This is a genomic window from Sulfitobacter sp. 1A12056 (genome assembly GCF_043558125.1).
Taxonomy (GTDB): domain Bacteria; phylum Pseudomonadota; class Alphaproteobacteria; order Rhodobacterales; family Rhodobacteraceae; genus Sulfitobacter; species Sulfitobacter faviae.
In genome coordinates this window covers 95,907-117,268 of record NZ_JBIFFY010000006.1, presented here as the reverse complement: position 1 = coordinate 117,268, position 21,362 = coordinate 95,907, and the positions used below count along the sequence as shown (strand labels likewise).

The 21,362-nt window shown below is 62.8% G+C and carries 19 protein-coding genes; 8 read left to right on the top strand and 11 right to left on the bottom strand.

What is annotated here, in order from left to right; genetic code table 11:
* Window positions 1-8: 8 nt before the first annotated feature.
* The 3 genes from cobT to ACGYLD_RS12680 all read right to left on the bottom strand — a co-directional run bounded on the left by cobT (window position 9) and on the right by ACGYLD_RS12680 (window position 3,736).
* Window positions 9-1,886: a cobaltochelatase subunit CobT gene (gene cobT, locus ACGYLD_RS12690; RefSeq protein WP_271693392.1), complete on the bottom strand. Its 1,878-nt coding sequence runs from the start codon at window positions 1,884-1,886 to the stop codon at window positions 9-11.
* A gap of 105 nt (window positions 1,887-1,991) precedes the next feature.
* Window positions 1,992-2,978 carry a cobaltochelatase subunit CobS gene (gene cobS / locus ACGYLD_RS12685; protein ID WP_067263280.1) on the bottom strand — a complete coding sequence of 329 codons (987 nt, stop codon included), beginning with the start codon at window positions 2,976-2,978 and terminating at the stop codon, window positions 1,992-1,994.
* Window positions 2,979-3,109: 131 nt separating this feature from the next.
* Complete coding sequence (locus ACGYLD_RS12680) at window positions 3,110-3,736, bottom strand: J domain-containing protein (protein ID WP_168612010.1); 627 nt, start codon at window positions 3,734-3,736, stop codon at window positions 3,110-3,112.
* Between the two features lie 77 nt (window positions 3,737-3,813).
* Between ACGYLD_RS12680 and ACGYLD_RS12675 the strand changes: the two genes are divergently transcribed.
* Window positions 3,814-4,071 carry a BolA family transcriptional regulator gene (locus ACGYLD_RS12675; RefSeq protein ID WP_067263286.1) on the top strand — a complete coding sequence of 86 codons (258 nt, stop codon included), beginning with the start codon at window positions 3,814-3,816 and terminating at the stop codon, window positions 4,069-4,071.
* 9 nt (window positions 4,072-4,080) lie between these two features.
* Here ACGYLD_RS12675 and ACGYLD_RS12670 read toward each other — a convergent pair whose 3' ends face one another.
* The 4 genes from ACGYLD_RS12670 to ACGYLD_RS12655 all read right to left on the bottom strand — a co-directional run bounded on the left by ACGYLD_RS12670 (window position 4,081) and on the right by ACGYLD_RS12655 (window position 8,056).
* Window positions 4,081-4,569, bottom strand: a complete 489-nt coding sequence (locus ACGYLD_RS12670) for a DUF4177 domain-containing protein (RefSeq protein ID WP_394402749.1) — start codon at window positions 4,567-4,569, stop codon at window positions 4,081-4,083.
* A gap of 45 nt (window positions 4,570-4,614) precedes the next feature.
* Window positions 4,615-5,100 (bottom strand): thioesterase family protein, encoded by a 486-nt coding sequence (locus ACGYLD_RS12665; RefSeq protein ID WP_271693394.1) that lies wholly within the window; start codon window positions 5,098-5,100, stop codon window positions 4,615-4,617.
* The gene (gene gatB, locus ACGYLD_RS12660) at window positions 5,097-6,710 is read right to left on the bottom strand and encodes an Asp-tRNA(Asn)/Glu-tRNA(Gln) amidotransferase subunit GatB (protein WP_271693395.1); all 1,614 of its coding nucleotides are present in this window, start codon (window positions 6,708-6,710) and stop codon (window positions 5,097-5,099) included. The genes ACGYLD_RS12665 and gatB overlap by 4 nt, the downstream gene beginning before the upstream one ends.
* Before the next feature lie 71 nt (window positions 6,711-6,781).
* Window positions 6,782-8,056: a hypothetical protein gene (locus tag ACGYLD_RS12655; protein ID WP_271693396.1), complete on the bottom strand. Its 1,275-nt coding sequence runs from the start codon at window positions 8,054-8,056 to the stop codon at window positions 6,782-6,784.
* Window positions 8,057-8,296: 240 nt separating this feature from the next.
* Here ACGYLD_RS12655 and ACGYLD_RS12650 point away from each other — a divergent pair, with 240 nt between their 5' ends.
* Window positions 8,297-9,049 carry a transglycosylase SLT domain-containing protein gene (locus ACGYLD_RS12650; RefSeq protein WP_271693397.1) on the top strand — a complete coding sequence of 251 codons (753 nt, stop codon included), beginning with the start codon at window positions 8,297-8,299 and terminating at the stop codon, window positions 9,047-9,049.
* 1 nt (window position 9,050) lies between these two features.
* Here ACGYLD_RS12650 and ACGYLD_RS12645 read toward each other — a convergent pair whose 3' ends face one another.
* Both ACGYLD_RS12645 and pepN read right to left on the bottom strand, forming a co-directional pair.
* Window positions 9,051-9,482, bottom strand: coding sequence for a hypothetical protein (locus tag ACGYLD_RS12645; RefSeq protein WP_271693398.1), 432 nt, complete (start codon window positions 9,480-9,482; stop codon window positions 9,051-9,053).
* A 22-nt stretch (window positions 9,483-9,504) separates the two neighbouring features.
* Entirely contained in the window at window positions 9,505-12,063 is a 2,559-nt protein-coding gene (gene pepN, locus ACGYLD_RS12640; RefSeq protein ID WP_394402745.1) for an aminopeptidase N, read from the bottom strand.
* Window positions 12,064-12,166: 103 nt separating this feature from the next.
* Between pepN and ACGYLD_RS12635 the strand changes: the two genes are divergently transcribed.
* From ACGYLD_RS12635 to ACGYLD_RS12625, 3 genes are all read left to right on the top strand, one after another.
* The gene (locus tag ACGYLD_RS12635; RefSeq protein WP_168612016.1) at window positions 12,167-12,391 is read left to right on the top strand and encodes a hypothetical protein; all 225 of its coding nucleotides are present in this window, start codon (window positions 12,167-12,169) and stop codon (window positions 12,389-12,391) included.
* A gap of 90 nt (window positions 12,392-12,481) precedes the next feature.
* Window positions 12,482-14,644: a malate synthase G gene (locus ACGYLD_RS12630; protein ID WP_394402743.1), complete on the top strand. Its 2,163-nt coding sequence runs from the start codon at window positions 12,482-12,484 to the stop codon at window positions 14,642-14,644.
* 58 nt (window positions 14,645-14,702) lie between these two features.
* Complete coding sequence (locus ACGYLD_RS12625) at window positions 14,703-15,485, top strand: gamma-glutamyl-gamma-aminobutyrate hydrolase family protein (protein ID WP_394402741.1); 783 nt, start codon at window positions 14,703-14,705, stop codon at window positions 15,483-15,485.
* Between the two features lie 148 nt (window positions 15,486-15,633).
* Here the strand turns inward: ACGYLD_RS12625 and ACGYLD_RS12620 are convergent, their stop codons facing one another.
* The gene (locus ACGYLD_RS12620) at window positions 15,634-16,221 is read right to left on the bottom strand and encodes a transposase (RefSeq protein ID WP_276154031.1); all 588 of its coding nucleotides are present in this window, start codon (window positions 16,219-16,221) and stop codon (window positions 15,634-15,636) included.
* A 44-nt stretch (window positions 16,222-16,265) separates the two neighbouring features.
* Complete coding sequence (locus ACGYLD_RS12615) at window positions 16,266-17,018, bottom strand: SDR family NAD(P)-dependent oxidoreductase (protein ID WP_271693405.1); 753 nt, start codon at window positions 17,016-17,018, stop codon at window positions 16,266-16,268.
* Between the two features lie 236 nt (window positions 17,019-17,254).
* Here ACGYLD_RS12615 and ACGYLD_RS12610 point away from each other — a divergent pair, with 236 nt between their 5' ends.
* The 3 genes from ACGYLD_RS12610 (at window position 17,255) to ACGYLD_RS12600 (ending at window position 21,237) form a co-directional block, all read left to right on the top strand.
* The gene (locus tag ACGYLD_RS12610; RefSeq protein ID WP_271693406.1) at window positions 17,255-17,971 is read left to right on the top strand and encodes a hypothetical protein; all 717 of its coding nucleotides are present in this window, start codon (window positions 17,255-17,257) and stop codon (window positions 17,969-17,971) included.
* A gap of 244 nt (window positions 17,972-18,215) precedes the next feature.
* Window positions 18,216-19,790 (top strand): Re/Si-specific NAD(P)(+) transhydrogenase subunit alpha, encoded by a 1,575-nt coding sequence (locus ACGYLD_RS12605; RefSeq protein ID WP_271693407.1) that lies wholly within the window; start codon window positions 18,216-18,218, stop codon window positions 19,788-19,790.
* A 13-nt stretch (window positions 19,791-19,803) separates the two neighbouring features.
* On the top strand, window positions 19,804-21,237 hold the full coding sequence (locus tag ACGYLD_RS12600; protein ID WP_271693408.1) for an NAD(P)(+) transhydrogenase (Re/Si-specific) subunit beta: 1,434 nt from the start codon (window positions 19,804-19,806) through the stop codon (window positions 21,235-21,237).
* Window positions 21,238-21,362 lie beyond the last annotated feature (125 nt).

The following is a 21,362-nucleotide window of genomic DNA, read 5'->3' as shown; positions in this document are numbered from 1 at the left end:
CCGACGGTTCAGCCCACGCGGCGCATGCCCATGACACGCGCCCGTTTCCGCGGATCGCTGTCAAACAGCGCTGCAAGCTGTTCCGTCATCGCCCCGGCAAGCTGATCCACATCCGTGATCGTGACGGCGCGGTCGTAGTAGCGCGTCACATCATGGCCGATGCCAATCGCCAACAACTCCACCGCGCGGCGTTTCTCGACCATGGCGATCACGTCGCGCAGGTGTTTTTCCAGATAGTTGGCCGGGTTCACCGACAGGGTGCTGTCATCCACCGGCGCGCCGTCGGAAATCACCATAAGGATCTTGCGCGCCTCATGCCGGGCCAGCATCCGCCGGTGGGCCCATTCCAGCGCCTCACCGTCAATGTTCTCTTTCAGCAGACCCTCTTTCATCATCAGACCCAAGTGGTCGCGCGTCCGGCGCCACGGGGCGTCGGCGCTTTTGTAGATGATGTGGCGCAGGTCGTTCAGCCGTCCGGGCTGGGCGGGGCGGCCATCGTTCAGCCAAGCCTCGCGGGCCTGCCCGCCCTTCCAGGCGCGGGTGGTAAAGCCGAGGATCTCGACCTTGACGTTGCAGCGCTCCAGCGTGCGGGCGAGCACGTCGGCGCAGATCGCGGCGATGGAAATCGGGCGGCCTCGCATCGAGCCGGAGTTGTCCAAGAGCAGCGTCACAACAGTGTCGCGGAACTCGGTGTCCTTTTCGATCTTGAAGCTGAGCGGCGTCGTGGGGTTGGCCACCACCCGCGCCAGACGGCCCGCGTCCAACGTGCCCTCTTCAAGGTCGAATTCCCACGAGCGGTTTTGCTGCGCTTGCAAGCGGCGTTGCAACTTATTCGCCAGACGGCCCACAGCGCCTTTCAGCGGCTCGAGCTGCTGGTCCAGATAGGCGCGCAGGCGTTCCAATTCGATGGGTTCGGCCAATTCCTCGGCCCCGATCACCTCGTCATGCTCGCCCTGATAGACACGGTATTCCGGGTCGGCGTCTGAGACGGGCGGCGGCGGCGGCGGGTCCATGGGGGCGTCGCCCTCGGGCATATCCGCTTCGTCGCCCAGCTCCTGATCGGCCTCGTCGTCCATCGAGACCTGCGCCTGACTTTCGTCCTGCTGCTGCTCTTGGCTGTTTTCGGGCGTGCCTTCGGCCTCTTCCTCGTCCTGATCGTCTTGGCCGGTGCTGTCGGGATCCTGCTCTTCTTCGGTGCCCTCTTCGGCCTGATCCTCTTGATCCTCGTCTTGGCTGTCGGGATCGTCGCCCAACTGATCGCCATAGCCGAGGTCCGAGATCATCTTGCGCGCCAGCCGCGCGAAATCCGCCTGATCGGCAAGGCTGCCGTCGATCCCCTCAAGGGTGCCGCCGGCCTGATCTTCGATAAAGCCGCGCCAGAGTTCCATGGCGTTCTCGGCCCCTGCGGGCAGGGGGCGACCGGTGGCCATATGGCGCACCATATAACCCGCCGCGACCGAGAGTGGCACGTCGCTGGCCTGTTTGGCCTGATCGTAGCCACGGCGCAGGGCCTCGTGCTTGATCTTGACGTCGATGTTGCCGGCGGTGCCGGGCATGTCGCGCGCGCCCATGGCCTCGCAACGCGCGGTCTCCATCGCCTCATAAAGCTCGCGCGCCATGTCGCCTTGCGGCGCATAGCGGGCGTGGGTAGCGGCATCATGGTAGCGGCGGTTCAGCGCCAGCGCATCGGCTGTGCCGCGCGCCAGCAGCACCTCTTCGCGGGTCATCCGGCGGCTCACTTGCGGCAGGCGCATCGCGTCGCCCGAAAGCCCTGAGGGGTCGACCGAGTAGCTGACCGTCAGCTCGGCGTCGTCGGCCATGACCTTGGTCGCCTCGGCCAGCGCCTTTTTGAACGCGTCAGCGGGGTTGTCGCTTTGTTTACTCATGCCGGTCCCCTTGTCTGTCAGGCAGGCGCGCGTCTGGGAAGGGCAGGGCGCCTTTGCGTGCCGAAACGCGTCCTGCAGGGCGGCGGGCGAACCCGCCGGGGCGGCTTAGCCCAAGCTCAGGCTGGCCGCGCTTTCGGGCAGTTCCTCATCGAACAAACGCTGATAGAACTCGGCCACGGTCTGGCGCTCAAGCTCATCGCATTTGTTGAGGAAGGACAGCCGGAAGGCATAGCCTACGTTGCGGAAAATCTCGGCGTTCTGCGCCCATGCGATCACGGTGCGCGGGCTCATCACGGTCGAAAGCTCGCCATTCATGAAGGCGGTGCGGGTGAGGTCGGCCACGGTCACCATCTGCTTGAGGGTCTTGCGGCCCTTCTCGGTGTTGTAATGCGGGTTTTTCGCCAGCACGATCGCGGTCTCGGCGTCGATGCTGAGGTAGTTCAACGTGGCGACAAGGCTCCAACGGTCCATCTGCGCTTGGTTAATCTGTTGGGTGCCGTGGTAAAGGCCGGTGGTGTCGCCCAAGCCCACGGTGTTGGCCGTGGCGAAGAGGCGGAAATAGGGGTGCGGGGTGATGATCTCGTTCTGATCCATCAGCGTGAGCTTGCCGTCATGCTCCAGCACGCGCTGGATTACGAACATCACATCGGCGCGGCCTGCGTCGTATTCATCAAAGACAATCGCGGTCGGGTTGCGCAGGGCCCAAGGCAGGATACCCTCGTGGAATTCGGTGACCTGTTTGCCGTCGCGCAGTTTGATCGCGTCTTTGCCGATCAGGTCGATCCGGCTGATGTGGCTGTCGAGGTTGACGCGCACGGTGGGCCAGTTCAGCAGGGCGGCGACCTGTTCGATATGGGTCGATTTGCCCGTGCCGTGATAGCCTTGGATCATGACGCGGCGGTTGTGGCTAAAGCCTGCGAGGATCGCCAGCGTGGTGTCGGGATCGAACTTATAGGTGCTGTCGATGTCCGGCACGCGAGAGGTGCGCTGCGGGAAACCCTTGACGACCATATCGGTGTCGATGCCAAAGACATCGCGCACCGAGACCTCTTCGGTGGGTTTCATGTCATGTTCCAGTGCACCGTCGGCCATCGCTCGTCATCCTTTTCCTTAGGCGCGCGGTCGGGGCCGCGCGCGTATCTGGTGCAACATATCGTGCATATCCGCAAGGGGAAGGGGGCAACTGGCATTATCCGCAACCGGCCGCTGGTCCGGTCGCGGGATCAGTCCTTGAAGTTGCGGCTGCCTTTGATCTGGTCCCATGCCCAGACGACCAGTTGCAACTGCTCTTCCTGACTGCGGTCACCGCCGTTCATATCGGGGTGCAGCACCTTGATCAGCGCTTTGTAGGCTTTGCGGACCTCGGGCTTTGTCCAAGTGTCCTTGGCCTCGAGAATCTCGATCGCGCGGCGTTCGGTGGGCGGCAGGCGGCGGCCCGCTTGCTGACCTTTGCCGGGGTTCTGGGTCGCGTTCTTGCCCAAGACCTGATGCGGGTCTTCGATGCCAAGACGGGCCCATGCGCGCTGCTCGGGGTCGCCCAGTGGTTTGGTGGTGCGCTCCCAGACCTTGTCCTTGGACATCTGCGCGTTCATCTCGGCCTCGGTGGTGCCGTCGAAGAAACTCCACTTCGCGTTATATTCGCGCACATGTTTTTGGCAGAACCAGAAGTAGTCATCCAGCACATCAGGCGCTTTGGGCGCGCGGAACTTGCCCGGCTCGTCGCAGCCTTCGTGGTCGCAAATCCGGGTCGAGGTTTCCGACGCACCGGACATGCCGCGGCGGCCGCGGGGGTTTTTCTTTTTGGAGGACGACACGGACATGTCGAATCCGAAGGGATCAGGTTTTGGCATGTGGATAGACCTTTCCGACTCAGGCCGGTCACCATATACCCTGCGTCGCAGGATTGAAGGGGGCCGGGGGTAAAAACATGTCCACAACACAAGAGATTTCGGATCGGCTGGAAGCCGCTTTTGCGCCGCGTGAACTGGAGGTGGTGGATGACAGCGAAAGCCATCGCGGTCATGCCGGATTTCAGGAGGGGGGCGAAAGCCACTTTAACGTGCGCATCCGGTCAGAGCGTTTCAAGGGCCAGAACCGGCTGGCGCGGCACCGGGCGGTGCACAGCGCCTTGGGGCCGGACCTGATGGGGCGCATTCATGCGCTGGCGCTTGATCTGGACGAATAAGCGCCGCGTTCAGGGCTTTGTTTTATCGTCGTCTTCGTCGCTGCCCTGCGGCGAAGCTTCATCCGCCGAGGGGCCGGACAGAAGCGCAGGCGGCGTCGCCGCTTTGGCGGGTTCCTCTTTCGCGGGCGCGTCATCCTCGGGCGTGATGGAGGCGGGCGCATCGGCCTGAAGCGCGGTGTCTTCGCCTTCGATCGTGGCGGCCAAGGCAGGCGTTGCGGTAGCAGTGGCGGGCGGCAGCAGATCGCCATCCTCTTGCTGGCCCGCGGCGGTCGCCAAGCGGCGGAACACCAGCACATTCCGCCATTCCGTGGTGGTCGAGGTCAGACCCGACCGCTCTTGCGAAGGCAAGGTCTCGGCCCGCTGGTATTCCCAGCCCTCGGCGGCCTGTTCGTTCAGGCATTCTTCCAAGGTTTTGGCGAAACGCGCTTCGGGGGCTTTCAGACCTTTGGCTTTCTGCCCTTTGCTGGGGGCGGGAAGGATCTTGTATTCGTAGCGCATAGGGGCCTCGGCTGGGTTGGCGACATAAGCCGCGTCAGGTGAGTTTCAGGCGGATTTGCGGCGGATGCCGATGCTGCGACCGGCCTGCGCCGGTTTGGGCAGTTTGGCATGGCTGCGGCGCATCGCGTCAAGACGGGTCAGGATATGGTCCGGCATGGGGGCCACACGCGGGCCGGACTGGTCCACATGCAGCGTCAGCCCCTCGGCGGTGGCGGCAAGCCAGCCGTCGACGTGCCACAGTTCCTGAAAGCTGTGAAACCGCTTCTCGTCATGGTTGAGCAATTGGAAGGTGGTATAGACGCGGTCACCCTCATGCAGTTCGCGCAGGTAGCGGACGTGGAATTCAGCCACATAGGTGGTGCAACCCGTGCGTTGATACTCCGGCCCCAGACCGATTTCGCCATAGGCTTGGTCAACGCCCTGATCGAACAGGACGTTGTAATAGGCCATGTTCAAATGGCCGTTAAAATCGATCCATTCGGGGAGAACCGTCATCTCGCCCGAACGGAAGGGGGCCGGGGTGTCGCTCATTGCTGGGCGAGCTTGCGCGACACGATTTCGTTGACGGCCTTGGGGTTGGCCTTGCCGCCCGTGGCCTTCATCACCTGACCGACGAACCAGCCCGCCAGCTTCGGGTTCTGCTGGGCCTTTTCGACCTGCGCGGGGTTGGCGGCGATGATCTCGTCCACTGCCGTCTCAATGGCGCCCGTGTCGGTCACCTGCTTGAGGCCCTCAGTCTCTACGATCTCTTCCGGCTCGCGTCCTGTTGTATACGTGATTTCAAAGACTTCCTTTGCGATCTTGCCAGAGATCGCATCCGAGGCGATGAGGTCAACAATGCTGCCCAATTGCGCCGGGGTGACGGGGCTTTCGGTGATGCCCTTGTCGTCTTTCTTCAGACGCCCGAAGAGTTCGTTGATGACCCAGTTCGCCGCAGCTTTCCCTCTCTTAACGAGTTCTGATGCCGAAATTGATGGTTTTGAACTAAGGGTGGTCGCTACACCTATGGCATTCGATGGAATTGAACTTTTTGCGTCTTCAGGAACTCCGGCTAAAACAGCTTTCTCAAAGAAATCCGCGCTGTCGAGATCGGCGGTCAGCACGGAGGCGTCATAATCCGACAGGCCGAAGTCTTTGATGAAGCGGGATTTCTTCTCGTCCGGCAGTTCCGGCAGGTTGGCTTTGATATCGTCCACCCATGCCTGTTCGATTTCCAGCGGCAGCAGGTCGGGATCGGGGAAATAGCGGTAGTCATGCGCCTCTTCCTTAGAGCGCATGGAGCGTGTTTCCTGCTTGTCGGGGTCGAAAAGGCGGGTTTCCTGCACCACCTCGCCACCGGCTTCGACAATCGCGATCTGGCGTTTGGCTTCGACTTCGATGGCCTGCTGGATGAAGCGCATGGAGTTCATGTTCTTGATCTCGCAGCGGGTGCCGAGATGCGAGAAGTCCTGCGTTTCCTGATACTTCTCGTATTGCCCAACACGACAGACCGAGACGTTGACGTCGGCGCGCATCGCGCCCGACTGCATGTCGCCGTTGCAGGTGCCAAGATAGCGCATGATCTGGCGCAGCTTGGCGAGATAAGCAGCGGCCTCCTCGGGTCCGCGGATGTCGGGGCGGGAGACGATCTCCATCAGGCAGACGCCGGTGCGGTTGAGGTCGACGAAGGACATGTTGGGGTCCATGTCGTGGATCGACTTGCCCGCGTCCTGTTCCATGTGGATGCGCTCGATCCGGACCAAGCGCGCGGTGCCGTCGCCCAGTTCCACCAGCACTTCGCCTTCGCCCACGATGGGCTCGTAAAGCTGGCTGATCTGGTAGCCCTGCGGCAGGTCGGGGTAGAAGTAGTTTTTGCGGTCGAAGGCGGACTTCAGGTTGATCTCGGCCTTGAGGCCCAGCCCCGTGCGCACCGCCTGTTCGACGCAATATTCGTTGATCACCGGCAACATGCCGGGCATCGCGGCATCGACGAAGGCCACGTTGCTGTTGGGCTCGGCGCCGAATTTGGTGGAGGCGCCAGAGAAGAGTTTCGCGTTCGACGCGACCTGCGCGTGCACCTCCATCCCGATGACCAGTTCCCAGTCATGTTTGGCACCGGCAATCACGCGCGGTTTCGGGGTGTCGTAACTCAGATCAAGCATCGCGGCCGCCTTCGGTCAATTGGAACTTGGCCGGTCATACTGGAGCGCACCACGCGCTTCAAGAGGCAGGCTTAGCCCGGCACGGCAATCTGGCGGCGGCCTTCGGTGAAAATGACCCGTTTGCCCGCTTCGATCTCACGTTGGAACAGGCCGGTGATGATGCGCATGGCCTCGTCCCGGCCCGAGGCGGCGAAACGCCGGGCAGAGCGGACGCGCAGGTTGTTGTCAAAGCCGCGCGCGGCATGGGCCCAGAGCATCGGGTGCAGTTCCGTCATGTGGTCGCGCACGATCCAACGCGCGCAATCGGCGATCTCGGCCCGGACGGCCCCGGCGGCATCCGCTGTCTCTGCCGCCTGACCGATGGCGCTGGCGCAATAGGCGGCCAGCAGGTTGGCGGTATGCGGATCGGGGCGGCGGGCGAGGATGTCGTGCAGCCCTTCGATGAAAAACGGCACGTCAAGATTGGCACAGGCCCGCGCATCGCAGCTGATCGCGTCGAATTGCACCCAAGTATAGCCGCCCGCGCCCCATGTCTCTTCGGTCCGCGCGGCAGTGCGACGGGCTTCGAGTTCGAGTTGGTCATATGAGCCATGCCACCTTGGCAGAAGGTGGTTGCCCATGGCCCGCATGGGGCGCGGGTTTGCGGGGTTCAGGTCGATGAGCCGCGCGTAGCGGTCCGCCACGGCGCGGGCGTCACCGCCGGTTCCCCCAAGCAGGGCACAGTGCGTCGCCGCGAGCAGGGGCGAGGCAGCCATGTCCTTGTCGAATGGTGCGAGGATTTGCTCCGCGCGTTCAAAATGCGCGGCGAAGGCCGCATGGTTGCGGGCGGGCACGTCGCTGTCCCAGCCCGTGCCGCGCCACGCCCAGCCGATGTCCATATGCGCCTGCGCCACGATGGCGGCGATCATGGCGCTCCCGGCGTGATCTTCCAGCACATGTTCCAGCGCTTCGATCCCAGCCATCAGGGGCGCGTCACTGGCCGGTTTGCCGTCGTAAAGCGCGTGTTCCGCGGCGAGAATCACATCCGCCCGTGCGCCAAAGGCCATCAGCTCGGCCACCGGCATCGCACCCGGTGTCATCTCGCGGTGATCGTCGGCTTCCTGCAAAAGCTCTGCCATCTCCTCCCAGCGTTCTTGGCGGACCAGCCATTGCGCGCGGTACTGGTGACGGTCGCGCTGCATCTCTTCGGCAGTGGGGTCGGGGCAGGAAATGCGCAGCAGTGCGTCGCGCGGTGCACGGCGGCGCAGGAGCGGCATTTCCAGGGGCTCGAACTCGGGCGCTTGCGGTGCGGGCTTGGCAAAGAACCCTTGCAAGGCGGACGGGATCATATGCGAGAGTTTCTTCATCTGGGGCCGGTCCTGCCTGCTGTTTGTCGATGATTTAGGTTTGACCGGGCAATGGGGCGGAACCGTGTCCGGCGTGCGGAGCTTTCGGGAAAATTCTGCAGCGCAGTCGGGCAGGCGGGGGCAATCCTTCGCGACAATCCGGCGGCGCGGCGGGCGCTGTTTCCCGATCAGAGGAAATCTGCCGATCCCGCGCCCCTGCCGCGCTTGCCAAGCGCGTTTTGGGGCGGTCTTATGCGCGCCATGAAACCTGCTATGATTGCCCTATTGCTCTGCGCCGGCCCCACCATGATTTGGGCCGAATTGCCCAAACAGCCCGCCCCGGTGGTGGAGGTGGATAACGTGGTGCAGACCGCCGCCACGTCATTGTCCTTCCCCGACGAGGTCGAGGCCGAGGACGAACCGCCCGCGCTTGAAACCGCACCCTTCACCACAACGCTGCGCCCGCCCGCGCGTCCGGGCAACCTGCCGCGCACGCGCTGGCAGCATATGCGGGGGCATTCGCTTTGGACCCGCGCGGCGATCTCGGCGCTGAAGTCCCACGGCAAGCCCTTGGTGGATATGGTGCCCGGTGATGTGGCGGAGTGGTGCCCGGCCTATCCCACGGCATCCGACAGCCAGCGCAGGGCCTTTTGGGTCGGCTTCATGTCGGCGCTGGCCAAACATGAAAGCACCTATCGGTCTTGGGCCGTGGGTGGCGGGGGCCGCTGGTATGGGTTGTTGCAAATCCTGCCGGGCACCGCGCGGGGCTATAAATGTAACGTCGGCAGTGGGGATGCGCTTAAGAACGGGGCCGCGAACCTGAGTTGCGCGGTACGGATCATGGCCACGACCGTGCCGCGCGACGGGGTGATCGCCGGAAACGGGCGGCGCGGCGTCGGGGCCGATTGGGGGCCGATGCGCAGCGCGTCCAAACGGGCGGATATGTCTCGCTGGCTCCGGCGGCAGTCCTATTGCAAACCGTTGAACGCGACTCGACCCCGCAGCCGTCCCTAGATTACTGGATCAGCGTGAAGTGATGCCGTTCCGTCGTGATGCCGCGCGCCTGAAGCGCGGCTTCCAATGCGCGGTGCGGCGGGGTGGCCTCAAAGGGCAGTTTGATCTTGCGCCCGGTGCGGAGAATGACCGTGGCGCGCACGGACATATCCAGGCGCGTATCGAGCCGAACCCGGTCGACCTGCGCCAGCGCGATTTTCGCATCCCGTTTGCCGGTGAACCACGACAGGCTGTTCTGGTCGAGCGTCAGGCCGCTCGCGGGGTTGCTGAAGACCTCCCATAGCGCGGGCAGGGTAAAAAGCCCCAGCAGCCCGATGATCCAGCCCGAGGCGTCAAGCCAGATCCACGCCGCCGCGAGGGCCAGCCAGATCACGGGCAACAGCAACAGGGCCGATCGGCTGCGGGCATGGCGGCGGTAGGTATAGGCCGCCATGCCCTCTGTCTGAATAGGCGTGTCAGGCACCGCGAATGCGGCTGAGCATCTCGGAGGTGTCCCGGCTGAGATCGGGGCTGGCGAGGATGCGGTCGAGTTGGGTCTCGATCATCTCTTGCCGCGCCATGTCGTAGCGCCGCCATGTCTGGAAGGCCGAGCACATCCGCGCCGTGGTCTGCGGGTTTACGGGGTCGAGCTTAATCAGCCAATCGGCCAGCAGGGCGTAGCCCTTGCCGCTTTCATGGTGGAACCCGGCGTGATGCATGGCAAGACTGCCAAAGACTGCGCGGAAACGGTTGGGGTTCTTCCAATTGAAATCGGCATGCTCGGTAAGCCTGCGCGCCACTTCGGCCGTCTCTTCCGGCGCGGCTTGGCTGACTTGCAGCCCGAACCATTTGTCCATCACCAGACGGTCATCCCGCCACTGCGCCTCAAAGGCGGCCAGCGCCTTGTCGCCTTGGCCCGCGCGCAGCAGAGCAGCGAGGGCGCTGAGTTGTTGGGTCATATTGTCCGCCTGATCGTATTGCGCCTGCGCACGCTCAGGGCCCTGCACGCGGGTGAGCAGGGCGAGGGCCGCATTGGTCAATGCGCGTTTTCCGGATTGCTCGGCATTCGGCTGGTAGGGGGCGTCGACGATGTGCTGGTCGTAAAGCTCACTCAGGGTTGAGGCAAAAGCCTGCGCCATGGCGTCACGCGTGGCCTCCACCGCCTGATGGATCGCGGCCGGGTCCGGGGTTGTGCCCGTGTCATAGAGGGTGTTGGCCAAATCCGCATGGCTGGGCAGGCCCAGCATCAAGGCACGGTAGGCGGGCTCAAGCGTCTCATCCCCGAGTACAGCTTGAAGTGCGGCAAGCCATTCAGCATCCGGTGCGCTGCCTTCGGTGATCGTCGCCAGCAAAGACTGCCGCGCCAAAGTGCGCCCGGCCTCCCAGCGGTTGAAGGGATCGCTGTCATGGGCCAGCAGAAGCAGCCGCTCTTCTTTTGAGAGGTCATGTGCAAGCACCACGGGGGCGGAGAAGCCGCGCAGCACCGAGGCCACGGGGCGTGCATCCAGCCCGTCGAAGGTAAAGCTCTGTTCGGATTCGGTCATCTCCAACACGCGAGAGGGGGCCACTTCGGCCCCATCTGTGCCGATCAGCCCCACGGTGATGGGCAGAACCTGCGGTTTCGGCTCAGGCGTGGCAGTGCTGGGCGGGGTGTGCTGGGTGAAGGTCAGCGTGAAGATGCCTTTGCCCGCATCCCAAGCCTCCACCACCGAAAGGCGCGGCGTGCCCGCCTGCGAATACCAGCGTTTGAACTGGGTCAGATCCCGGCCCGTGGTGTCTTCAAACACCTTCAGCCAATCTTCGATCGTCGCCGCATCGCCGTCGTGACGCTCGAAATAAAGGTTCAGCGCCTTGGCATAGGCGTCATCGCCCACCAAGGTCTTGAGCATGCCGATCACCTCGGCGCCCTTCTCATAGACGGTGGCGGTGTAGAAGTTGTTGATCTCCTGAAAGCTTTCGGGCCGCACCGGATGGGCCAACGGGCCTTGATCCTCGGCGAATTGGCGTGCGCGCAGGTCGATCACATCGCCGATGCGTTTCACTGCCGGAGAGCGCATGTCGGAGGTGAACTGGCTGTCGCGGTAGACGGTCAGCCCTTCCTTGAGACAGAGTTGAAACCAATCGCGACAGGTGATGCGGTTGCCGGTCCAATTGTGGAAATACTCATGGGCGATAATCGCTTCGATCCGCTCGAAATTATCATCCGTCGAGGTTTCGGGCGAGGCGAGAACGGCGGCGGAGTTGAAGATGTTCAGCCCCTTGTTCTCCATCGCCCCCATGTTGAAATCATCCACCGCGACGATGTTGAAGATGTCGAGGTCGTATTCACGACCGTAAACCTCTTCGTCCCATTTCATCGAGGCTTTGAGCGCCTCCATCCCAAAGGCGCATTTGCCTTCGTCGCCGGGGCGCACATAGAGGTTCAGATCGACCTCGCGGCCCGACATGGTGGTGAAACGGTCGGAATGGGCGACCAGATCGCCCGCCACCAGCGCGAAAAGATAGGCAGGCTTGGGCCATGGGTCATGCCACTCGGCATGGTTCTGCCCCTGCGCCACGGGATTGCCGTTGGACAGCAGAACGGGATGCGGGCCGTTGATGGTCACGGTGAAGACGCTCATCACATCGGGGCGGTCGGGGTAATAGGTGATTTTGCGAAAGCCTTCTGCCTCGCATTGGGTGCAATACATGCCGCCCGACATATAAAGCCCTTCGAGGGCGGTGTTGCCTTTGGGGTCAATCTCAACCTCGGCCTCCCAGATGAAGGGGCCGTCGGGCACATCGCAGGTCAGACCGCGTTCCGTCACCTTCGGGGTGACCGGCTTGCCGTCAATCTGCGCGGAGATAAGCTTGAGTTGCTCGCCATGCAGGAAAAACTCTGCCTCCTGCGCTGCCGGGTTGGGGCGAAAGGCGATGCGGCTTTTGACCCGCGTCTTATGGGGATCGAGGTCAAAGGTCAGGGCCACCTCATCCACCTGAAAGCCGAAGGGCTGGTAGTCACTGAGATAGATCGTTTGGGGGGTGGCGTCGCGCATTGGGCCTCCAGTCGCGGGAACGTAATTGGTCTGGGAAATGTTATGTCTCCAGAAGGCGGCCTGCAAGCCGAGCTGCCCCAACTTCGAGCAATGAGGTGTATCCATGTCCGCCCCCGACACCGATACCGAAACGCAGAAGAAACGTCACCGTCCCGCTTTGATCGGTATCAAAACCGCGATCATCGCAGGGGCGCTCTTGATGATTGCCGGCATCGTCTACGCAGTGTTGCAGGCCACCGACCCCTCGCCGGAAGGTGAGGTGCAGCCCGTGGATGGCCCGGCGGACGCCGAGCCGGTGATCGCCACCCCGGAGCCGGTGGCCGACTAGCGCCGCTACCGCCTGCCTGCCCGCGCTTGCGCCGCTTTGCCTTTCTGCTAGACCTTTCACAAAGGTATCCAGCGCGGGAGAGGGCGGAGAATGACGGGTAGAATTGACAAGAACGGTTTGCAGGTAGAGCCCGCGCTGGTCGACTTCATCGAAGGATCGGCGCTGCCGGGCACGGGTGTAGACGCGGATGTCTTTTGGGCGGGGCTGTCGGACCTTGTGCATGACCTCGGGCCGAAGAACCGTGCGCTTCTTGAAAAACGGGCCGAAATTCAGGCCAAGATTGATGAGTGGCACCGCGCGGGCGCAGGCCAGCCCCATGACGCGGAAAGCTACACCGCCTTCCTGCGCGAGATTGGCTATCTTCTGCCCGAAGGGCCGGCGTTCCAGATTGAGACGCAAAACGTAGACCCCGAAATCGCGCAGGTGCCCGGGCCGCAGCTTGTCGTCCCGATCACCAACGCCCGCTTTGCGCTCAATGCTGCCAATGCGCGCTGGGGCAGCCTTTATGACGCATTCTACGGCACCGATGCGCTGGGCGATCTGCCGGTGGGCAAGGGCTATGATGCGGAGCGGGGCGCGCGGGTGGTGGCACAGGCAAAAGCCTTTTTGGACGAGGCCGTGCCGCTTTCGGCGGGCAGCCATGCGGATTTGGCCGGATATCGCGTTGTGGACAGGCACCTAGAAGCTGTGATGGCACAGGATGCCGCGCCCTGTGGCTTGGCCGATCCGGCGCAGTTTGCGGGCTACCAAGGCGCGGCGGAGGCGCCCGACGCGGTGCTCTTGCGCAACAACGGGTTGCATATTGAGATCAAGATCGACCCCGACCATGCCATTGGCAAGGACGACCCCGCCAGCGTTGCGGATGTGATCATCGAATCCGCGCTTTCCACCATCATGGATTGCGAAGACAGCGTCGCGGCGGTGGATGCCGAAGACAAAGTGCTGGCCTATGGCAACTGGCTGGGGCTGATGAAAGGGGACCTTGCCGAGACCTTTGAAAAAGGCGGCCAGACCGTCACCCGCCGCATGGCCGAGGACCGTCGCTATACCGCGCCCGATGGTTCAGGTGAGATCACGTTGAAAGGCCGCTCGCTAATGCTGGTGCGCAATGTCGGCCATCTGATGACCAACCCCGCCGTGCTCGACCGTGAGGGGCGCGAGATTGGCGAAGGGCTGATGGATGCCATGGTGACCACGCTGATCGCCATTCATGACCTCAAACGCGCGGGCGGCAACTCGGTCACCGGCAGCGTCTATGTGGTGAAGCCCAAGATGCACGGGCCCGAGGAAGTGGCCTTTGCCGATGAGATTTTTACCCATGTGGAAAAGGTGCTCGGCCTGCCGCAATATACTGTGAAGCTTGGCATCATGGACGAAGAGCGCCGCACCAGCGCCAACCTCATGGAATGTATCCGCGCCGCGAAACACCGCGTGGCCTTTATCAATACCGGTTTCCTCGACCGCACGGGGGACGAGATCCATACCAGTATGGAAGCCGGGCCCATGGTGCCCAAGGGCGAGATGAAGAACAGCGCTTGGATCGCCGCCTATGAGGATCGCAACGTCGATATCGGCCTCGCTTGCGGCTTGCAGGGCCGGGCGCAGATCGGCAAGGGCATGTGGGCCATGCCCGACCGTATGGCCGAGATGCTGAAGGCCAAGATCGGCCACCCCCAATCCGGGGCCAATTGCGCCTGGGTGCCATCGCCCACCGCGGCTACCCTGCACGCCACCCATTACCACAAGGTTAACGTCTTGGCGCGGCAGGAGGAGATTAAAGAGGGCGGCGCACGCGCCTCGCTCGACGCGCTGCTGACCATCCCGGTGATGGAAGGCCGCAACCTCAGCACCGAGGAAATCACCCGCGAGATCGAGAATAACGCGCAGGGCATTCTGGGCTATGTCGTCCGCTGGATCGATCAGGGCGTCGGCTGTTCCAAAGTGCCGGACATCAACGATGTGGGCCTGATGGAAGACCGCGCGACTTGCCGCATCTCGGCCCAAGCGCTGGCGAATTGGCTGCATCACGGCGTCATCAGCCGCGAGGAAGTCGAGGCCGCGCTTAAAAAAATGGCAGCCGTGGTGGACCGTCAAAACGCCGACGATCCCAGCTATCGCCCCATGGCACCGGGCTTTGACGGGGTGGCCTTTCAGGCGGCCTGCGATCTGGTGCTGAAGGGGCGCGAACAGCCCTCGGGCTATACCGAACCGGTGCTGCACGCGCGACGGTTGGAGCTGAAGGCGCAGAGCTGAGGTTGAGACCGCGGCGCGAAGCGCCTATGTTCGGGCCATGGTGAATAAGAGGTAACTCATGGCCCGACCCGTCGTTGGTATCATTGGCAATTCCTACCTGCTGAACGATCAATACCCCGTCCACGCGGGCGGGCAGATGAACACCGAAGCGATTGCCGAGGTTTCGGGCTGTCTGCCGCTTATCGTGCCGAGCGATCCGCGCTTTGTCTTGGTCGAGGAATTGCTGGAGGTCTGCGACGGTTTCCTGCTGACCGGCGGGCGGCCCAATGTGCATCCCGAAGAATATGGTGAGCCTGAGACGGAGGCCCATGGTGCCTTTGACCGCGCGCGCGACGCGGTGGCGCTGGCGCTGGTACGGGCCTGTGTTGCGCGGGGCCAACCCTTCCTCGGCCTTTGCCGCGGATTTCAGGAGGTGAACGTCGCCATGGGTGGGTCGCTCTATCCTGAGATTCGCGATCTGCCGGGGCGAATGAACCACCGGATGCCCCCCGATGGCACCATCGAAGAGAAATTTGAACTGCGCCATGACGTGAGCTTTACCGAAGGCGGCGTGTTCCACCGTGTGATGGGCGCGTCCAAAGTGCTGACCAACACGCTGCACGGGCAGGGGATCAAGGAACCCGGCCCGCGCGTGGTGATCGACGGCCGCGCGGATGATGGCACGCCCGAGGCGATCTATATCAAAGACGCGCCGGGCTTTACCCTCGCCGTGCAGTGGCATCCCGAGTGGAACGCGGCCAATGACCCCGTATCGCGCCCGTTGTTCGAACATTTCGGCGCGGCGGTGCGGGCTTGGGCGGCGGATGGATCGGCCATGCCGGTGATGACCGCCGCGCAGTAGGACGCGGCGCCGGGGCGCGCACGTTGCACTCTCTATGACCGCGCGCCGCGCTGCTCAAGCCGCGGCAGCCTGCATCGCGACGCAGTCGTTCTGTCAATCCCCCGCGACCCCAATCGCGCCGCCAACGGATGCCTAGCCTCAACGCCTCTCAACTGTGCTGCCCGCTCAATGGCGCAACAGCTTGGGCCGCGTGGTTCAGCGGCGTCACATCTTCATCCAAGACCGCGTCTTCCTCTAGTGGCCCCGCTTTCGCGTCCTGAGGTGCTGCCGGACCTGAGCAGGCGTGGCGATAGGAGCTGTAGGGCCAAGCCTCAGGACGGTCACAATAGCCTGCATGCACGGGGCTGAGGTGCACCAAACTGCAATGCCGTTCGAAATCCGCGGGGTCACGGATCCGATGCTCCCAGAATCGACGCTGCCAAATCCCTTTCTCACCCCGTTTGATCTGCCGCAGACTGCGATGCGGGGCCGGAGGGAGATGGCGGGAAAACCGCCCCTTCCACATGCCGATCCGATTGCCGTAATCGGTATCGTTCGGCGGCAGGGTCCAGACCGTATGGAGCACATCCGGCAAGATGGCGATGGCATCAATCCGGAAGGGTTTGCGCGCCAAAGTCTCACGCATCGCTTGGCGCAGGGCCGTGATATGCCGTAGCAGCGCATCATCATCGCGCCGCGCGAGGCGCAGGGTAAAGAAATAGCTGTTCGGGCCATGGGATGAAGGGCTGTCTCTCATGGCCCTGAGCTTGGCGCAGCTTGGTTAAAGCAACCTTAACGCCGCTACATTTGCCCGCCAGCGATTTCGATCGACTGGCCGTTGACGCTTTCGGAGCCTTCGCCGACCAGCCATGCCGCCGCGGCGGCCACTTCCGAGGGCGCGATCAGGCGTTTGTGGCGGTTGGCATTAACCATGACATCGCGGGCCTTTTCCTCGGACAGCCCGGCGCGTTTGGAGATCGCCTGCGTGTTGCGCGCGATGATCTCGGTATCGACGTAACCGGGGCAGAGCGCATTGAAGGTAAACGGCTGGCCCATGTAATCTTCGCTGAGCGAGCGGATCAGCCCGATCATCCCGTGTTTGGAGGCCGAGTAGCAGGCCGCCCCCGGCAGGCCGCGCAGCCCGGCCATGGAGGAGACGGCGATGACCCGGCCCCAATCGGTCTGGCGCATGGATTTCAGGCTCTCGCGGATGGTGAGAAAGGCCCCGTCGAGATTGGTCGCCATCATGTCACGCCAGAAATCGAGGTCGGTTTTATGCAGGGACCGGCCTTCTGCCACGCCCGCATTGGCCACGCAGATTTGCACCGGGCCATTGGCCTCAACCGCGCGGGCGATGGTCTCGGTGACCTGGGCCTCGTCGCGCACGTCCATCGTCATGCCGCTGATGCCATTGCCTGACACGGCGTCGAGCACCTCCTGACGCCGCCCGGTAATGGTGACCTTCGCGCCCTTGGCGGCCAAGTCCTGCGCGATGGCAAGGCCGATGCCTGTGCCGCCGCCGGTGATGAATGCGTGTTTGTCTTTCAGTGTCATAAAGCCTCCCCTTTGCGGGCAGGGTGGCGCGGAGGGGGCGGCAGTACAATAGGCAGCTTGTGATGACGGGGCGTTATGTGCGGGGCGGCTGGCACGGCGATAGGCCAAATCTTGCCGCCCGCCGATCACATTTGCGGAAGCCTTACGCCTGACTATTGCAGCGCTCGCCGCCTTAGCGCACTGGTCGGATGGGTAACCTGATGACAGGGCCTTGCCAGAACCATTGGAGCAGTAAAATGAAACACATAGAATTTTCAGTTCTCGCCCTTTCCGCAGCCCTCGCTTTTGGGGCAACCACAGCGCAGGCGGTCGAAGTGACGGGTGGATCGGTCGGCCTTTCCTATTCCGCATTCGCGGACGACACCGATTTCAGCCGGCTTGGCGTTGATGGGTCGGTAGAGCTTGGCTTTAACCGCAACCTTAGCTTGCAGTTCGACGCCGGTTACAGCGACTTCGACTTTGTCGACGAAGACAGCCATTTGCTGGGCCTGCATGGCATTTACCACTGGGATGAAGCAACCTCTTTCGGGGCCTTCTACACCCGGGAGGAAGCCTTGGGCGGAGATGCGGATATCTTGGGTTTCGAAGCAGGCTATGAAATGCTGGATTGGGACTTCGAAGGCTATCTGGCCCATGTCGATACCGATGCAGGCGACGGCACGCTTGGCGGTATCAAGGCGCGTTATGCGCTGGCGGAAGGCTTTGGCATCAGCGGCTCCTATGATCGGCTAGGCAGCGATGGAGACGACCTGTCGCGTTTTGCCATGCGGCTCGATCGTGAGGTTTCCCCGACCACCAATCTGTTCTTGGAAGTCGGGTCTGCCAAGGTGGACGTGGGCAGCATCAGCGAGTCCGAGCCCTTCGTCGGTCTGGGCGGTGAGATCAACTTCGGCGCGGATCGTGGCACCACCTTCGACCAGCGCGGCTTGGCGCGTCTGATCCCCGGTCTTTGATCGCGACTTAGCCGTCGTTTGACACTTCGGCATGGCCCTCGGGCCATGCTACTGGCGCGGGGTGGAACGGCTGTTCTATCTCTGCGCCGAAAACAGCAAACCGTTCTTCCGATGTCGCGGTGCAGCAATTTTGCACCGTTTCACCCCGCGGTTTGCTTGTACTATTGCTGCGCGCGCGCTATCGCTCTGACTAACAAAGTTGCGCCAGAGCGGCGCGACGGGCCAGCAAAGGGGGACTCTTGGTTTGAAGATCGGGACACCAAAAGAAATATTTGAGGGCGAGAACCGGGTCGCGATGACCCCGGAAAGCGCGCTGCAACTGCAAAAGCTCGGGCATAGCTGCGTCATCGAGACGGGCGCCGGGGCGGCTGCGGGCTTTGACGATGCTGCCTATGAAGCCGCGGATGTCGAGGTGGTGCAATCCGCCGCCGCGCTTTACGAGGCCGCCGATGTGGTCGCCAAGGTGCGCCCGCCATCTGAGGATGAGGTCAAGCACCTGCGCGCAGGCCAGACGCTGATCTCCATGTTCAACCCCGCCGGCAACACCGAGTTGATGGAGGCCGCGGCCGCGAAGGGCGCGACCGTCATGGCGATGGACATGGTCCCGCGCATCAGCCGTGCACAGAAGATGGACGCGCTTTCGTCCATGGCCAACATCGCGGGCTACCGCGCGGTGATCGAAGCGGGCAACAACTTCGGACGTTTCTTCACCGGTCAGATCACCGCGGCGGGCAAGGTGCCCCCGGCCAAGGTGCTGGTCGTCGGCGCGGGTGTCGCGGGGCTTGCCGCCATCGGCACCTCGACCTCGCTCGGCGCGATCACGCTGGCCTTTGACGTGCGCCCCGAAGTGGCCGAACAGGTCGAATCGATGGGCGCTGAATTCGTCTATCTCGACTTCGAGGAAGAGCAGCAGGATGGCTCCGCCTCCGGCGGCTATGCCTCTGTTTCCTCTCCCGAATTCCGCGAAGCGCAGCTGGCCAAGTTCCGCGAGTTGGCGCCCGATGTGGACATCGTGATCACCACGGCGCTGATCCCCAATCGCGAGGCGCCGGAGCTTTGGACCGAGGATATGGTGCAGGCGATGAAGCCCGGCTCCGTGATCGTCGATCTCGCGGCAGAGAAGGGCGGCAACTGCAAGCTCACCAAAATGGACGAGAAGATCGTCACCGACAACGGTGTCACGATCATCGGTTACACCGATTTCCCCTCTCGCATGGCGACGCAGGCTTCGACGCTTTATGCCACCAACATCCGCCACCTGATGACGGATCTGACGCCCGAGAAGGACGGTGTCATCAACCACGACATGGAAGATGACGTGATCCGGGGCGCGACCATCACCCACGAAAAAGAAGTGACCTTCCCGCCGCCACCGCCCAAGGTCGCAGCCATCGCGGCTGCGCCGAAAAAGGAAAAGGTCAAGGAAAAGACCCCCGAAGAGAAGCGTGCTGACGAATTGGCTGCTTTCAAAGCGCAGACCAAGAACCAAGTCACGCTCTTGGCCGTAGGCGCCGCGCTGCTGCTCGGTGTCGGCCTCGTCGCCCCTGCCAGCTTCATGCAGCACTTCATCGTCTTCGTTCTGGCGGTCTTTGTTGGTTTCCAAGTCATCTGGGGCGTGGCGCACAGCCTGCACACCCCGCTGATGGCGGTGACCAATGCGATCTCCTCGATCATCATTCTGGGCGCGCTGATGCAGATCGGCTCTGGCTCGTGGCTGGTGATCCTTCTTGCTGCCCTGTCGGTCTTTATGTGTGGGATCAACATTTTCGGCGGCTTCCTCGTAACACGGCGCATGCTCGCCATGTTCCAGAAATCCTGAAGGAGCGAGCATCATGGAATACGGATTTACGACAGCGGCCTATGTGGTCGCAGCGGTTCTCTTCATCCTGTCGCTCGGCGGTCTGTCGGGGCAGGAAAGCGCGAAACGCGCGGTATGGTACGGCATTGCAGGCATGGCGCTGGCGGTTGTCGCCACGCTGATCGGGCCGGGGGCGGGGTTCTGGCTCCTCTCGCTGATTCTGATCGCCGCCGGTGGCGCGATCGGCTACCAATTGGCCACCCGCGTGCAGATGACGCAGATGCCCGAACTGGTCGCGGCGATGCACAGCCTTGTGGGCCTCGCGGCGGTTTTCGTTGGCTACAACGCCCATATCGAACTGGGCAACGTGCTGGCGATGGACGAGGTGGCGCGCAAGGCGACCGAGGGTTTCGCAGCACTTCTGGCCAAGAAGGACAGCGTCGAGATCGCGATCCTGCGGGTTGAGCTGTTTCTCGGCGTCTTCATCGGTGCGGTGACCTTCACCGGCTCTGTCATCGCCTATGGCAAGCTCGCGGGCCGCGTCAGCTCTGCGGCCACCAAGCTGCCGGGTGGTCACCTGCTCAACGCGGGCGCGGCGGTGATCTCGCTGCTCTGCCTGGTCTGGTACTTCAACACCGGGGGCTTCCTGCCGCTGTTCATCATGACGCTGGCGGCGCTCTTTATTGGCTATCACCTGATCATGGGCATCGGCGGCGCGGATATGCCGGTGGTTGTCTCCATGCTGAACAGCTACTCCGGCTGGGCCGCAGCGGCGATTGGCTTCTCGCTCGGCAACGATCTTCTGATCGTGGTCGGCGCACTGGTCGGCTCCTCGGGTGCGATCCTCAGCTACATCATGTGCAAGGCGATGAACCGCTCGTTCATCTCCGTGATCCTCGGCGGCTTCGGCGGTACCTCGGGCCCCGCGATGGAGGTCGAGGGTGAGCAGGTGGCGATTGAGGCCGACGGTGTGGCACAGGCGCTTAACGAGGCCGACAGCGTCATCATCATCCCCGGCTACGGCATGGCGGTGGCGCAGGCGCAGGGTGCTGTCAGCGATCTGGTCAAGAAGCTGCGCGCCAAGGGCAAAAACGTGCGTTTCGCTATCCACCCGGTGGCGGGCCGTCTGCCTGGGCATATGAACGTGCTTCTGGCCGAGGCCAAGGTGCCCTATGACATCGTGATGGAGATGGAGGAGATTAACGACGACTTCCCCGAGACCGACGTCGCCATCGTCATCGGCTCCAACGACATCGTGAACCCCGCCGCACAGGACGATCCCAACAGCCCCATCGCCGGCATGCCGGTGCTGGAATGCTGGAAGGCCAAGACGGTGATCGTCTCCAAGCGCGGGCAGGGCACGGGCTATTCGGGCATTGAGAACCCGCTGTTCTTTAAGGAGAATACGCGCATGTTCTACGGTGACGCGAAGGCCAGCCTCGACAAGCTGCTGCCGCTGATCGACTAACGTTTTCTTTTAAAGAAAACGGCTGGGAATTTTTGAAAAATTCCCAGCCCACCCCATGAGCGCCCCGCCGGAAACGGTGGGGCGTTTTCCGTTATGGCCTTTCTGTATACCTCGGTATGCATTAA

Bases quoted from the DNA above. Each gene is read 5' to 3' on its own strand.
- ACGYLD_RS12635 (WP_168612016.1), top strand. From the start codon at position 12,167: ATGTCCGCCCCCGACACCGATACCGAAACGCAGAAGAAACGTCACCGT.
- ACGYLD_RS12675 (WP_067263286.1), top strand. From the start codon at position 3,814: ATGTCCACAACACAAGAGATTTCGGATCGGCTGGAAGCCGCTTTTGCG.
- ACGYLD_RS12645 (WP_271693398.1), bottom strand. From the start codon at position 9,482: ATGGCGGCCTATACCTACCGCCGCCATGCCCGCAGCCGATCGGCCCTG.
- ACGYLD_RS12650 (WP_271693397.1), top strand. From the start codon at position 8,297: ATGAAACCTGCTATGATTGCCCTATTGCTCTGCGCCGGCCCCACCATG.
- ACGYLD_RS12620 (WP_276154031.1), bottom strand. From the start codon at position 16,221: ATGAGAGACAGCCCTTCATCCCATGGCCCGAACAGCTATTTCTTTACC.
- ACGYLD_RS12615 (WP_271693405.1), bottom strand. From the start codon at position 17,018: ATGACACTGAAAGACAAACACGCATTCATCACCGGCGGCGGCACAGGC.
- pepN (WP_394402745.1), bottom strand. From the start codon at position 12,063: ATGCGCGACGCCACCCCCCAAACGATCTATCTCAGTGACTACCAGCCC.
- ACGYLD_RS12625 (WP_394402741.1), top strand. From the start codon at position 14,703: ATGGCCCGACCCGTCGTTGGTATCATTGGCAATTCCTACCTGCTGAAC.
- ACGYLD_RS12610 (WP_271693406.1), top strand. From the start codon at position 17,255: ATGAAACACATAGAATTTTCAGTTCTCGCCCTTTCCGCAGCCCTCGCT.
- ACGYLD_RS12665 (WP_271693394.1), bottom strand. From the start codon at position 5,100: ATGAGCGACACCCCGGCCCCCTTCCGTTCGGGCGAGATGACGGTTCTC.
- ACGYLD_RS12680 (WP_168612010.1), bottom strand. From the start codon at position 3,736: ATGCCAAAACCTGATCCCTTCGGATTCGACATGTCCGTGTCGTCCTCC.
- ACGYLD_RS12655 (WP_271693396.1), bottom strand. From the start codon at position 8,056: ATGAAGAAACTCTCGCATATGATCCCGTCCGCCTTGCAAGGGTTCTTT.
- cobT (WP_271693392.1), bottom strand. From the start codon at position 1,886: ATGAGTAAACAAAGCGACAACCCCGCTGACGCGTTCAAAAAGGCGCTG.
- ACGYLD_RS12630 (WP_394402743.1), top strand. From the start codon at position 12,482: ATGACGGGTAGAATTGACAAGAACGGTTTGCAGGTAGAGCCCGCGCTG.
- ACGYLD_RS12600 (WP_271693408.1), top strand. From the start codon at position 19,804: ATGGAATACGGATTTACGACAGCGGCCTATGTGGTCGCAGCGGTTCTC.
- ACGYLD_RS12670 (WP_394402749.1), bottom strand. From the start codon at position 4,569: ATGCGCTACGAATACAAGATCCTTCCCGCCCCCAGCAAAGGGCAGAAA.
- gatB (WP_271693395.1), bottom strand. From the start codon at position 6,710: ATGCTTGATCTGAGTTACGACACCCCGAAACCGCGCGTGATTGCCGGT.
- cobS (WP_067263280.1), bottom strand. From the start codon at position 2,978: ATGGCCGACGGTGCACTGGAACATGACATGAAACCCACCGAAGAGGTC.